The 13001-nt window shown below is 46.1% G+C and carries 16 protein-coding genes and 1 pseudogene; 13 read left to right on the top strand and 4 right to left on the bottom strand.

Annotated features, from left to right (window positions below; translation table 11 throughout):
• Positions 1–41: 41 nt before the first annotated feature.
• From J2125_RS20025 to J2125_RS20015, 4 genes are all read left to right on the top strand, one after another.
• Positions 42–353 carry a hypothetical protein gene (locus tag J2125_RS20025; protein WP_017801282.1) on the top strand — a complete coding sequence of 104 codons (312 nt, stop codon included), beginning with the start codon at positions 42–44 and terminating at the stop codon, positions 351–353.
• 104 nt (positions 354–457) lie between these two features.
• On the top strand, positions 458–583 hold the full coding sequence (locus J2125_RS25150; RefSeq protein ID WP_276325203.1) for a hypothetical protein: 126 nt from the start codon (positions 458–460) through the stop codon (positions 581–583).
• Positions 584–1015: 432 nt separating this feature from the next.
• On the top strand, positions 1016–1306 hold the full coding sequence (locus J2125_RS20020) for a hypothetical protein (RefSeq protein ID WP_017802586.1): 291 nt from the start codon (positions 1016–1018) through the stop codon (positions 1304–1306).
• Positions 1307–1444: 138 nt separating this feature from the next.
• Positions 1445–1888, top strand: a complete 444-nt coding sequence (locus tag J2125_RS20015; RefSeq protein WP_017802585.1) for a hypothetical protein — start codon at positions 1445–1447, stop codon at positions 1886–1888.
• A gap of 105 nt (positions 1889–1993) precedes the next feature.
• Here the strand turns inward: J2125_RS20015 and J2125_RS20010 are convergent, their stop codons facing one another.
• Both J2125_RS20010 and J2125_RS20005 read right to left on the bottom strand, forming a co-directional pair.
• Complete coding sequence (locus J2125_RS20010; RefSeq protein ID WP_071590535.1) at positions 1994–2653, bottom strand: hypothetical protein; 660 nt, start codon at positions 2651–2653, stop codon at positions 1994–1996.
• A 126-nt stretch (positions 2654–2779) separates the two neighbouring features.
• Entirely contained in the window at positions 2780–3148 is a 369-nt protein-coding gene (locus tag J2125_RS20005; protein ID WP_017802583.1) for a hypothetical protein, read from the bottom strand.
• Positions 3149–3761: 613 nt separating this feature from the next.
• Between J2125_RS20005 and J2125_RS20000 the strand changes: the two genes are divergently transcribed.
• Entirely contained in the window at positions 3762–5276 is a 1515-nt protein-coding gene (locus J2125_RS20000) for an SIR2 family protein (RefSeq protein WP_017802582.1), read from the top strand.
• Between the two features lie 152 nt (positions 5277–5428).
• Here the strand turns inward: J2125_RS20000 and J2125_RS19995 are convergent, their stop codons facing one another.
• The gene (locus J2125_RS19995; protein WP_017802581.1) at positions 5429–6349 is read right to left on the bottom strand and encodes an AbiJ-NTD4 domain-containing protein; all 921 of its coding nucleotides are present in this window, start codon (positions 6347–6349) and stop codon (positions 5429–5431) included.
• Positions 6350–6634: 285 nt separating this feature from the next.
• On the opposite strand from J2125_RS19995, the gene J2125_RS19990 reads away from it, so the two are divergent.
• Both J2125_RS19990 and J2125_RS19985 read left to right on the top strand, forming a co-directional pair.
• Complete coding sequence (locus J2125_RS19990) at positions 6635–7312, top strand: PFL_4669 family integrating conjugative element protein (RefSeq protein ID WP_071590534.1); 678 nt, start codon at positions 6635–6637, stop codon at positions 7310–7312.
• Between the two features lie 2 nt (positions 7313–7314).
• Positions 7315–7770, top strand: coding sequence for a DUF3158 family protein (locus J2125_RS19985; protein ID WP_017802579.1), 456 nt, complete (start codon positions 7315–7317; stop codon positions 7768–7770).
• Here J2125_RS19985 and J2125_RS25035 read toward each other — a convergent pair.
• Complete coding sequence (locus J2125_RS25035; protein WP_017802578.1) at positions 7751–7978, bottom strand: hypothetical protein; 228 nt, start codon at positions 7976–7978, stop codon at positions 7751–7753. The genes J2125_RS19985 and J2125_RS25035 overlap by 20 nt on opposite strands.
• Between J2125_RS25035 and pilL2 the strand changes: the two genes are divergently transcribed.
• The 6 genes and pseudogenes from pilL2 to J2125_RS19955 all read left to right on the top strand — a co-directional run bounded on the left by pilL2 (position 7875) and on the right by J2125_RS19955 (position 12882).
• On the top strand, positions 7875–8336 hold the full coding sequence (gene pilL2 / locus J2125_RS19980; RefSeq protein ID WP_338063268.1) for a PFGI-1 class ICE element type IV pilus protein PilL2: 462 nt from the start codon (positions 7875–7877) through the stop codon (positions 8334–8336). The two genes, J2125_RS25035 and pilL2, sit on opposite strands and share 104 nt — an antisense overlap.
• Positions 8326–8940, top strand: a complete 615-nt coding sequence (locus tag J2125_RS19975; protein WP_017802576.1) for a hypothetical protein — start codon at positions 8326–8328, stop codon at positions 8938–8940. The genes pilL2 and J2125_RS19975 overlap by 11 nt, the downstream gene beginning before the upstream one ends.
• A gap of 2 nt (positions 8941–8942) precedes the next feature.
• On the top strand, positions 8943–9620 hold the full coding sequence (locus tag J2125_RS19970) for a TIGR03759 family integrating conjugative element protein (RefSeq protein WP_017802575.1): 678 nt from the start codon (positions 8943–8945) through the stop codon (positions 9618–9620).
• Complete coding sequence (locus J2125_RS19965) at positions 9620–10126, top strand: lysozyme family protein (RefSeq protein WP_017802574.1); 507 nt, start codon at positions 9620–9622, stop codon at positions 10124–10126. The genes J2125_RS19970 and J2125_RS19965 overlap by 1 nt, the downstream gene beginning before the upstream one ends.
• A 103-nt stretch (positions 10127–10229) precedes the next feature.
• A pseudogene (gene traD, locus J2125_RS19960) lies at positions 10230–12229 on the top strand (type IV conjugative transfer system coupling protein TraD).
• Positions 12208–12882 (top strand): IncC plasmid conjugative DNA transfer DtrJ family protein, encoded by a 675-nt coding sequence (locus J2125_RS19955; protein WP_026111900.1) that lies wholly within the window; start codon positions 12208–12210, stop codon positions 12880–12882. The pseudogene traD and the gene J2125_RS19955 overlap by 22 nt, the downstream one beginning before the upstream one ends.
• Positions 12883–13001 lie beyond the last annotated feature (119 nt).

The following is a 13001-nucleotide window of genomic DNA, read 5'->3' as shown; positions in this document are numbered from 1 at the left end:
GCTGCTTATGGCCTGCACCTAGGGATCCAAAAGGACACGTTATGAAGAGTTTTGACCACCTGAAACACACCGGCGATGAAAACCTCGACCCGCGACTGCTGATCACCTGCTTTAACGGCCATGACTATCGTGATGCAATGACCATCCTTGCCGGGCAGGGTTGCCGTCTAGCGTCAGAGGCGGTGACGTCAAAAACGCAAACTGGTTTTGCCGATCGGGACACAGTGGCCGTTGAGCTTGAGGCTTGCCGATACACAGGGGAATACCTGGCGTTCGCTGGCGGCGCAGAGGCCATGCTGGAAACGCTGGAGCGCATTACGCGGGCAGTGCAGGAGTTAATGAAGCGCCAGTGACGGGATTCAGCCCTTCTTTCCTCCTCCAACTGGACACAACCGTAATTCTGTCCACGACTGCTGGCATTCCTGGGACCGCAGCTGCTTGGCTAATTGATGTTCTGATGGCAAAGCAGTGTGGCGCCAGCTGGTACTGGTCGCTGGAAAGCTGGCAAAACTTCCCTTCGTCAGTAATCCCCGCCAGAAGTGGAGACTCCGGGCATTCTGCCTATGCGGTCATTACCGCATAGGCAACATAGAGTCGATGCTAACGAGCCAAACGGGAGCGCACTGACTGCATAACTAACTGGTTGTGCGTGTTCCGGTTGCGATGGAGCCGCAGCCCCATAGCCCAAGATTCATCAGCCAATTTTTCCGCATCATTTACTGTCCGGCTATCCTTATCCCTTAGAGTCCAAATTCTGTAAATCTCATCTGCATTACTCATATTCATGTTCCTTCTGTGTTTGAAGGAATCACTTTGTAGTCACGACCATTTCGCAGCAAGCGTTCCCGCGCCACTTAGACAGACAGCCAATTCCGTACAGCTCCAGAAAAACGGCATCAATACGCCGCAAAGGTCGGAGAAACGCTGGCAGATAATGCCCTAGTACTTAAGCACTGGAAGTTAACGTATCCCAAAGTTATATTGGTGACTTACATACAAAAAAGGAGTAGGGAAAGTGGAACATATCGTCGTAAAAGGATTAGGTCATGGGTTAAAGGACGCAGCTAAACGCGTCGTTTTATCGGTTGATTCATCTGAAATGGAAACATTGGCGTTTTCTGTACATGTAAGCACAGATAATGACCTCAGTATTACTGAGTATGAAAATATCGATACATTATATAGTTTAATAGTATTCATGTTTGAAATTGCTATCAAAGAAGAGATTAGCCGTGAGGTTGATATTAAACGGGTAATGAATAATTCACAAAACTACCTCTTTGAAATATCGAAAAAAACCTCATAATGTTTGAGCGGACTTTTCATAATTACTTCGGTAATGCACTTTGGCAAACCGTTCATTCTCCCCAGACCTGATGCTAGAGTGGGGTTTAAACTGATATTTTTCTGCTAATAAACTTTAAAACATTGGGATTTAATTATTATGTATGAAGATTTTTCACATCAATCGTTACCGTCTAAAAAATACAGAGAGCTTGTTGGCACTGCACTTTGTGTTTTTAATTCCAATAATGGATTCATCATTGAAAATATCATAAGGGAAGACACTGATAAACGTTACAACTGGTATGAATTAACAGATAGAACTTCTGGACAACTTAAAGCGCCCATAAAAGAAACAATTACAAAAGCAACAGATAGTATTATTGCAAGCCTTTTCGAAGAAATTGTCAACATACGCAATAGAATAATGCATAGTTTTAGGATTACCGCTCCGGAAGGAATAACATCTGATAATGATAATCAGATGTTAGCTACCAAGTATAAGGATGGAACACAAGTAATAGTAACTGAAGAATATCTAATGGATTTCATAAAAAAGAATGACGAGCTATCTTCAAAGTTGCATGACTTTAGAGGCTACTGAAAATTAAGGTTCACCCTTTTCCTTCTAGCACACCTCATTTATAAGAGGTTACGGGTGAACCTGGACGTTCCGGTTATTCTGTCCAATATGGCAGGAACTGCCATATCAGCGCTTTGAAAACAGCACTTCGGTCACGCATTCACTGACAAATCCTTTTTTCGGATGGCTAACGGTCATGTGCATTGACTTGTTCTCCATTCTGAAAGGAATCACTGTTCCGTCTTCAGTTTTGAAGCCGGTCTGATCTTCCGGATAAAACAAGGCCAGCCGATACTCCGCTTCATGGCTAAAAGCTGAGGGCTTATAAAAAACAAGTTCATCTGGCGTGAATGTATTAGGTGGTGATCCGGGGTGGTAGTAGGTTACATCTCTACCCTGAAACTTCATACCTGAAAATTTTACTGAAATAATTTCAAGGTGTTCCCTGAGTTTTTCAACATCAAATCCGATACAAATGTCCGCTTTAAACTCTTTATACAGTTCCGATTCATCCCTCCTGCTTGAAAAGCAAAGACAAAAGCAATGTCTGGGAGTGAGATTGAAAATTGTATCAGCAGTCATTTCATCCGAATTTATAATATCCCCACCCAAAAAAATATTAAATTTAGTCCTATCTACAGTAAATAGCTTTTCCATTTCATTATCTTGCATATTCTCATTTTCCATGCGAGAGTAATGTGTTAAATCGCTAAGACGCAATCCTGCCTTGTCATTAATAACCGGAGTTAAAATGTTTTTACGCCCGTATAAATACCGTATAGTCATATAGTTCCCCCTACATTATTCGTTTTTTAACTCAATTAATTAACTCATCAAGAATGACTTGTGAAACCCATGCAATACGCTATTTTAATCAATAACCGGCACTGCATGTGTAAATGCATCAAAAAACTACTCTACCAGTTCACCATGTTCTTCAAGTGCGTACTCAAAATCGGCAACAAGCAAGAAATTTTCTGTCCTGTAGTCCTGCAATAGCTGAATTCGCTGATATCTATCGTTCAACAAACGCCATGCGGTTTTTCTGAGTTCCATCGGTACGGACTCATCTTTCAAAGTACGCATGAGCACAGAGCAAGTAGTCAGGAAAGCAGCGTCCTTACGTTTCCGGTAATAAGCATTATTCGAACAAAAAACAATGATTTCAATTGATTCAGGGTGCTGACAGATAGCATTAACCGTTATTTGCTCAGATATTTGTGCCTTGAGCTCAGCCTGGATTTTTGATTGATGGTACATAGCTTTAAGATAGTTAAACATGGTTTCCCCGGCAGATTGAGTCGCCCCCGATAGTCTGTGAGCTGGTTACTATTGTTCAGACATCTTAATTCCCGCCCGGACTGGACGTACAGCGCTTTCTGTCCATTACCCACGTCCTTATCCCCCCGCTTCTATGGATAAACCACATCCAGTTCCCCTATGCCAGTCTCTGCCGTGTTGATTGCACTCGCTCCGTGCAAATCGTGCTTTTCAACCTGGACGAAAGAGCACATTCGGAAATAATGTCCAGTGACGAAGTCAGTCAGATCGGAATTAATTATCTTTACTTTATTGCGTAACTGCAAATCACGCGGTTTCTAAACATCATATGTCCGCTGCTCGCTCTTTGCTACTCTCTAGGTCTTGCCTGCGACACCTTAGTGCCAGAAGCGGATGTTTTACACATGGCTGCTAAATGATTTAGGTTAACCCTTAATGGGGGCTGGTTATAAGGAGTGACCTGCTTGCATATCATTCAAAATGCTGGTATTGAATAAACCTTAAGAGGTTGATAACCTTAGGAAGTTATCATCACGGAGAAGTACTTGCTTAGCATGATTGGCATCTTTTTTATATTAGAACTGGGTGTTCTTCTTAAGGAGATAAATTAAATATGATAATCGATGATATCATTTCAGAAATTGATGAGGGCGGACCAAAGAGTTATTATTCTTTCGAAACATTTGTCTTGCACCTTTTTAAGCATCATCTTGAGAGCCAAAAAAAGGAGTTTCAAATTTCTCGAGACTCTTTAAACTTTGGAGATGCTTTTGCTCCGAATGGTTTCGACCAATTTCAAGGGCCAACATTAATTGAAATAAAGTTTAGTTTAACAAAAGTTCCATTTCGTATGTTCTTTGAGAGATACATTCTAAGGCTCACTAATGAATTCACGGAAAACAAAATCATAAATGTATTAGTTGTTTCTGCTAAACCAATTCCAGAAAGATTGTTGCTGCGTTTCAATAATGAGATTGAAAATAGCCAACTTCCTTTTAATGTGATTTTTTGGGGGCCGAATGAATTAAATAAAATAGTATCAAAGAATAAAAAAGTAGTAAATGAAATAACTAAAAACCTCTTTTCCTTAAGGCTTTCATCTGCTATATCTAAGCCAGTTAGAGATTGGAAAATAGAACGAGATGAAATACTGGAAAGGTTAAAGCATTGCTATAGCAAAGGTCAGTTTTCATTATTTTTGGGCGCTGGAGTTTCAAGTAGTGCTGGAATGCCAGATTGGAACACATTATTGAATTCATTGTTTGTAACTTACCTTACCCAAGAATTCAATGGTGATATTGCAATGAGTGACAAAGATCTTAACGATATTGTTGGCAGGTTAAATGGTATTAACGAACCGTCAGCACTGATGGCTGCAAGATACCTTCGCAAGGGATTTTCAAAAACTGATGGGGAAGCAAAAGAATTCATAGGAGCTGTTACTAAAAATCTGTATAAGCTGCGAAACCATAATTACCGCATGGATTCTGAACTAATAAAATCAATTGCTTCGATGTGCCTTCCTCGGCGAACTGGCGCCAAAGTCAAATCCGTTATTACTTATAATTTTGATGACCTACTTGAAAGAGAATTAATTAGTAACTCAATCCTACATAGATGTATTTATACCAATAATGAAAGCCTCGACCCTGATGAACTTCCGGTCTACCATGTTCATGGATTCTTGCCAGAAGATAGAAAATACTATGATGGGTTAGATAAATCAACTTTAGTTTTCTCAGAGGAAGGCTACCACCATATTTATTCTGACTCCTACCACTGGTCAAATCTTGTTCAGCTAAATTCATTTAGAGAAAATAATTGCTTAATGGTTGGGTTATCAATGACAGACCCAAACCTTAGACGGTTATTAGATATTTCTTCGAAAAACATTGAACGCAGCAAGCATTTTACATTTATGAAAAGAATTTCATCAAGTGAATTCTGCTATGAGGAGAACAATGGGAAAAAACTAAAAGTAATTGAAAACATCGAATCTGCTGAAAAATTCCTTGAACGTCACCACACTTTGAATGAAGAATTAATGAAAGAATTAGGTGTGACAATTATATGGTATGAAGAATACGATGATATCCCAAAATTCATTAGGGAAGTGACGAAACATTAAAGAAATAAATTATTATAGCGAATGGTTGAAAAATAAATCATTGATTGCCCGCTCCTCGTTCACTGCTGCCCAAAGAAACCCATGCAGGCAGTTTAGTCCTAGGAGCGGACACTGTCAGTACCTATTTTCCTTAAATATAGGGATTAGGTCAGTTAATGGGTGAAAGTTTTCATAAGCAGATGAATTAAACTAAACATGCGATGATATAGGTATTCAATATGATCGCTCTCTTGAATTTTTACCTGGTTCATTTCCGCGTGACGTATAAAATATTCGTTACCAATATCGGTCAAATATTTAGCTTCAACCTCCAAAATATTTCGAAATTCAGGTGTCGCAGCAGCGTCATCAAGCAATTGTTTAGTTGATGTTCTCTTATTTGATGGATTGTGTACACTTTTCAGCCTCTCCCAGAAGTCCCAGAGTTCTTTCACTGCGTCATAGCGAACCTGAACATCAAAATTTACGATTTTAGCATTTGCGCGAACAAGTAAATTCTTTAACTCAACTTCCGAAGGAACATTCACGCTGAACATCATTTGGACTAATTCAGGACTAAGAAGCCGGATGATTTCACCTGAGTTTTGAAGTTCATAGGCCATACCATTTCGGGCAAAAATGACGTTAACATTTTCGAGAAATTCATTTCTGCCGGCAACGATATCAAAATCATGAATATGAGTGTGGCGGTAGTACGAGTGGTAATCATTACCTTCTATAGGAGCTGCAACATGTTTATAGCAAAATTGAAGTAAATCCATGACGACTAGATAGTCAGGAATGAACGTAACTTGTGTTCTTGACCTGTAGGCATATCGATCTACATCTTCAGGAGCTACTCCCAATGGCCATCCTATATTTGGTATCTCCGCCTGTAATGCAGCTTTGAAAGTATCTTCATTTGTACCAATGCACCCTTGTCCGTCAGGGCATTCTTCTGGAAAATTTTTCCCAAAATAGCCCTTATTTATCAGTATGTTAATATAAGAAACAAGCCCAATCCAGACTATCATAGAGACATCATTTTTCGTTCTCGCTACAGAGCCTTTCTCTTTATCGCTAAAATATTCCACGTTCCCCCCCGGAAGTTTATGACTTTCTGAAAATCTATGGCTGAATCAATTGTTGAGCAAGCATAATTGAGTAAATGTGCTGAGATTGACGAAAAAACTACCCCGCACCAATTTCCGCTCCTCGCTCATAACTGCCTGACAGATTTGATTCCCACGCAGCCCGATCACCTATTAATTTCTTGTTGCCCCACCTTAAAATATTTCTAGCGCCTAAAGGTTTTCACCTTGCCCTTCCCCACCACCAAAAACACACTCCCCTCCATCACAGGAAGCGGAGAATCACTCATGAACACCCCTCAACCGTTGAAACCTCTCAGCACCACAGTCAAAATCGCGCTCCACACCCGAGATGCAGTTAATCTCTGGACAGGCACACCGCCAAACGCCCACGAATCACGCCGCAATATTGGCATGCAGTTTTATATGTTAAGACTGAAACGTATCGAATGGGCTGCCGCGCATGATGATCCCTGGGCTGACTACTGGCAAAGTAAGCTCAAACAAAAGCTGAACACCGCCACCCAGTTAATCACCAGCCTTCGCCAGCAAACCGCAAGGTTGTTTCACTCCGTGCCCGACGCACTGACCACCAGCCAGTGCCGTAACCCTGATCCCGCGCGCTTCACACTTTCACTTTCACTGATTTCTCCTCTGGGTATGCAAACGCTTTATCTGTTGGTGAATTTCGATTTGCTGATATGCGAGCTCATTCAGGCACAACAGTTCGCCCTGATATCACGTCGCAGAAAAAGCCAGTTACGCTTGCAGGGTGCCAGTGCTATCCAAAGCATTTACCAACTGGCGCAGGAATTCCACTTTACCGGCGTAACCCGGCAGGATGTCCGGGAAGGTAATCTACTGGCGCTGCACGCTACAAAACTGATGAGCAACTTGCCAGATGAATTACTGACCAGCACGCAGGACGTTAAACAGACGCCGGAATCAGATCAATCAAAGGAGTAGCGATGATCAGCTGGCTGCCGTTAACCGATAGTGATTACGATCTCACTGCCCGCAAAAGCTCGCTAAAGGGCCTTTTAATGGCCTTTAAGGGTAAGGGAGAGGTTGCGGCATTAATTGAAGAAATAAACCAGACCAGAGACCAGCTCTGCACCATGCAAAACCGCCTGGTGCAGAGCGTCTATACCCTGCCCGTTCGTTATCTGCCGCTGATATTAACGCGTAATCCTGCTCGCTCTGGCGCAACTTTTTTACGCTGGCGCAATCTTGCTAACAACCGATCCGGAACGCCTGCCCTGCAGGAAATATTGCAGCAACCAGAGACTACATCAGCGCTTAAAAACGGCCTGATGACTATAGAATATGAAAGGCAGATAATTAACAGTCAGGTTTCAGTAATGACCTTTATCCTGCGGCAACTCAGGTCGATAAACTCCCCCGTTATTCTTCTGCAGCCATAAACAATTGATTCTGGCTGCGCCAGTCATTCCCCGCCATCCTGCCAGCAGAATTCAACTGTTCAGGGTTTTCAGTAATGAGAAATATCATTCTGGTTGGGATAGTAATGTTAATGGCTGGCTGTAATACAGAGCCTGAGGCCATCCCGGCGACGTCATCTTCCCGCGCCACCCAGTTAGCACCCACCTCCCAAACGCCACCAGCAGTCATACATGGCGATCGTTACCTGATGATCAATACTGAACCCGCCGCTGAACAACGCGACCCACTTAATCAGATTATTGATGTATCAATTCCTGCTGATGTTAAACCCACCGTCAGTGAAGCTATCCGCTACCTGCTGCGTGATAGCGGCTACTCGCTCTGTTTCGCCAGTCAGCAAAGACAACTGCTCTATCAGCAGCCACTGCCGCTGGCGCAAACCCATCTTGGGCCGATACCGCTCCATGAAGCACTTCAGGTGCTGGCAGGCCCGGTATGGCGGCTTACTGTTGATCGCTTGTATCGCATCGTTTGCTTCCGTCTTCAGCCATACCCGCTAAAAACAGGAGCGAGCTATGCCGGATAAGCTTCGACATTGCGACCTGATCTTGCTGGTACTGATTAGCGGCCTCAGCACACTCCTGCTGCTGTGCTATCACAACCTCAGCAAAATCAGAACGCAGACAGATCATTTGTTGGCAGAAATGCAGCAGCGTATTAATCAGCTGGAAAATCGCCCTCAGCCAGATCTTCAGACGTTCAACCAGCGTATTAATGCGCTGCGGGTCTATCAGCCCAAAGAAATCCTGAACCATACGAAAATGCTTAACGAACTGAAGAACAGCAATCAGGCGCTGCAATCTTCACTGGCTGAAGTGCAGAAAGAAGTTGCTGCATTGAAGCCACCGACTCCTCCACAGGCGGCAGTTATTCCCCTTCGCCGCCCTCCCGCCACCACTCCCCGTCGGGCCGCAATGGCCCCTTTTACTCTTGAGGGAGTCGAGTACCGCGCGGGTATAGCGCTGGCAGTCATTATGCCGTTACACGGCAGGAACATTGATCAGACAATTTTACTGCGTATTGGTGAGCACTGGCATAAATGGCAACTAATCAATATCAATGGCCAGTGGGCCACCTTTGTGACGGGAAAAGTGCATCTGAAGCTGCATGCACCTGTTACAGGGAGCTGACGATGACTGAATTATCCTGGCTTTTACCGATGATATTGTCACCAGTTTGGGCAACAGATTCACCATTGCAGGCGCAGCCTCTGGTTCTGCAACCTCTTACCATAAAACAGCAATCCAGCCGCTGGGGGCTGACTACGGCGGAATGGCTGCGATACCAGCAGCTAAAACTGGAAGAACGCGGAATCTGGTCACCTGGATTGGATCCCTTAACCACACTGGGAGTTGAAGCGACAAGCGAAGAGGAACGCCGCCACTTTGCCGAACTGCTGGTAAAAAAAGAGTACCTGCGTGTGGAACGAGAATTGTCGTTTCAGCGTGCCTATGATGCTGCGTGGAAGCGGCTTTATCCCGATCTAACGCCCATTCGTACGGCTGGCATGATAACCAATGGCTCCCAACGGCTGGCGCTATTCGTTCGTGAAAATTGCCCGGATTGTGATAACAAGCTGCGCGAGCTGCTGGCAGAACGCCGTCCGCTAGATATCTATCTGGTGGACAGCCAGGGCGATGACAATCGTATTGAACACTGGGCGCAGGCACACGGCATTGATGCCCGGCAGGTGCAGCAACGAAATATCACCCTGAATCATGATGCAGGTCGCTGGCAAAAGTATGGTCAGCAGATGATGCCTGCCGTGCTGCAGCAACAAGGGGCGACGTGGCAAATCGTCTCACCCTGATGCTGTTGTTATTTCCGCTGCTTGCCTGCGCCAGTGCCATACCCGAAGGATACCGTCGTATTGCCGGGCAATATCAGGTGCCAGCAGAAATTTTGTATGCCATCGCGCTGACGGAAAGTGCCACACGGGTTGGGCTGGCTGTTCGCCCCTGGCCGTGGACGCTTAACGTACGCGGGAAAGGATACCGATATCGCCGTCAGCATGACGCCTGTCTTGCTCTGCAAAATTTCAGCCGCCATGTTGACCCAAAGCATATTGATATTGGCCTCGGGCAGATCAACCTCGGCTGGCATGCAAAGCAGTTTTCTTCTCCCTGTGCCGCCCTCAGCCCCTATCTGAATCTGGCGGTTGCCGCAGAACTGTTAAGGCAACGCTATGATGAACAGCCGGGAAGCTGGCTGAATGCCGCAGGCCGTTATCACCATCCTGCGGGAGGCATCAGAATGCATCAGTATCAGCGTGTTATTCAACATCACCTGCAAACGCTAAACGGAGGTACCAGATGAAGCTGATAATATCTCTCCTGATGCTGGTTCATCTGCAAGTGAACGCCGCATTTAAGCTGGATGCCGAACCGGGCGATGAACCGGCAGCACCGTTGGATACCCAATGAAGCAAAAATATCCGCTGGAGGTAAAGCTGCGCCCGGCAGTGGAGTTCTACAGCATGTGGACGGCCCTCTGTTCTGCTCTAATCTGCTTTCTCTTCCCTGAGTGGATAATGCTGCAGCCACAGTCAGCACAACTGCTGATAACCGCCTTCGGTTTGCTGGCGCTACGAAGAGGCTGGCAGGGCCTGGAAGTACTACGCTATCGCCGAAATCTGCGCCGTCTGCCCCGCTATCAACTACGCAGTACACAGATACCGGTGAGCAAACACCGCCTGTTTTTAGGCAAAGGGTTTCGCTGGCAGGCGATCCATACGCAGCGGCTGCATGACTGCTTGCGACCGGAAGTTCAGCACTATCTTTCACGCGGATTAATCCCGAGAAAAAAGCCCTGCTGAAAAGTGATTCCAGCTGGAATCAGCGGAAAACTGCTCAACAAGTTGGTGGAAGTTCGTTACTGCATGGTGTGGAACGCCGGGAACAGAATGTCACTATGCCGCTGGCAGACCGTGTCGGCCATACCCTGGTGATGGGCACCACCCGGGTTGGCAAAACCCGGCTGGCTGAACTGCTGATCACTCAGGATATCCGGCGCGGCGACGTAGTTATTATCTTCGATCCAAAAGGCGATGCCGATTTGCTTAAGCGAGCCTGGTCCGAGGCGGTGCGCGCCGGACGCGAGAATGAGTTTTACCTGTTTCACCTCGGCTGGCCGGAACTGAGCGCGCGGTACAATGCCATCGGTCGCTTTGGTCGCATCTCAGAAGTGGCATCACGTATTGCAGGACAGCTCAGCAATGAAGGCAACAGTGCGGCGTTTCGCGAGTTTGCCTGGCGCTTTGTGAATATTATTACCCGCGCTCTGGTGGCGTTAGGTAAAAGGCCGGACTACCAGCTAATCGCCCGCCACGTAGTGAATATCGACGGGTTATTTATCGATTATGCCCGTCATGCCCTGACGGCAATCGATCGTAAAGCCTGGGAGGTGGTTGCTCAGCTGGCCAGCAATATTAACGACAAAAACACGCCGCGTAATCTGCTGGGGCGCGATCGCCATGTCGTGGCTTTAGAGCAATATATTAACCAGTCCGGCATCTATGACCCCATCCTTGACGGTCTTCGCTCTGCGGTTCGTTATGACCGCACCTACTTTGATAAAATCGTTGCCTCACTGCTACCGTTACTGGAAAAACTCACCACCGGCAGCATTGCACAGTTGCTGGCGCCGGATTACAGCGATCTTAACGATCCTCGCCCAATTTTCGACTGGCCTCAGCTGATCCGCAAGCGCGGCATTGCCTATGTAGCGTTTGATGCCCTCTCTGATAGCGAAGTATCCGGCGCAGTGGGTAACTCCATGTTTGCCGACCTGGTCAGTGTCGCCGGACATATTTATAAGTTCGGTATCAATGATGGTTTACCGGGGAATTCTTCGGAACGAGTGCCGATTAATTTGCACTGCGATGAATTCAGCGAACTGATGGGAGAAGAATTTATTCCGCTTATTAATAAAGGTGGCGGCACCGGCATTCAGGTTACGGCCTACACCCAGACCTTGTCGGATATTCAGGCCGGGATCGGCAGCGTCGCCAAAGCCGGACAGGTTGTCGGCAATTTCAATAATCTGATTATGCTACGGGTACGTGAAACCGCGACGGCGGAGTTGTTAACCGGCCAGTTACCAGAGGTGGAGATCCGCAGCAGCAGCGTCACTTCTGGCGTGACCGACGCTTCAGTACCAGCCGGGCAAAGTGATTTTACCAGCCATACCAGCGAGCAAATCAATCTTACCCGCGTACCCATGCTGGATAGCTCAGCGCTGGTGCAGCTTCCTAAAGGGCAGGCGTTTGCACTGCTGGAAGGCGGACAGCTGTGGAAGATTCGCCTGCCATTGCCCGTTCATGATCGACGTGTTCCCTTACCCGCCTCAATCCAGCAGATTGCCGAGGCGATGCAGAAAAACTACCGAAGTGAAGAACGATGGTGGAACAACAACCCGTAGCTTCTCAGCCTGCAAAACCCAGAGGGCCATTTGGCATATTTTTGTCATGGGTAAGCCGGGTGCTGACAATGCTTATTGCGGCTCTGCTGTTGCGCATGGTTATTGAATTGCTCGGACTGGTATTTCTCTGGCCGCAGCAGGGTTCTGCTCATAGTTGTGAAGTGTTCAGGAATGAATGGCGGTGGTTAGCTGAAGATATAAGGATCCGGCCTGTTATTTACTCAATTGAGTTAAAAGTAACCCAGGGGCTGACGCTGGGTATTCATTACATCACTCTGATTATGGAACGACTGCTTCCCTACCCGCTTTACGCCGCTTTAAACAGCGTTTCTGAAACCCTGATTTGCAGCATTAACTCGGTGGTGATACGCGTGCTAAGGCTGTATCTGGCGCTGCCACTCTTTCTGCTGTGCGTAGTCGTGGGTTTTGTCGAAGGGCTGGTTCAGCGCGATTTGAGGCGCTTAGGCGCCGGATATGAGTCCGGGTTTATTCATCACCGGATACGCTATTCATTCAGCACTGTAAGTTTTACCTGTGGGCTGATTTATCTGGTATCCCCCTGGAACGTCACCAATGGATGGCTGCTACTGATGGCGATAGCCAGTGGCATCAGCATATCGTTAATCATTGGCTCGTTTAAAAAATATATATGAGCGTTTTCTGTTTTCCTGACCCTCTATTCCATGACGGACAGGATGATTGCGGCTATGAACAGTCAGGTATGAGTTATGGTCACCTTCGAGCGACATGCAGCCCATGCAACGGAGCCAGC

The sequence above is a fragment of the Winslowiella toletana genome, assembly GCF_017875465.1.
GTDB classification, from domain to species: Bacteria; Pseudomonadota; Gammaproteobacteria; order Enterobacterales; family Enterobacteriaceae; genus Erwinia; species Erwinia toletana.
The sequence above is the reverse complement of the archived record's forward strand: the minus strand, read 5'-3'. Positions and strand labels throughout refer to the sequence as shown.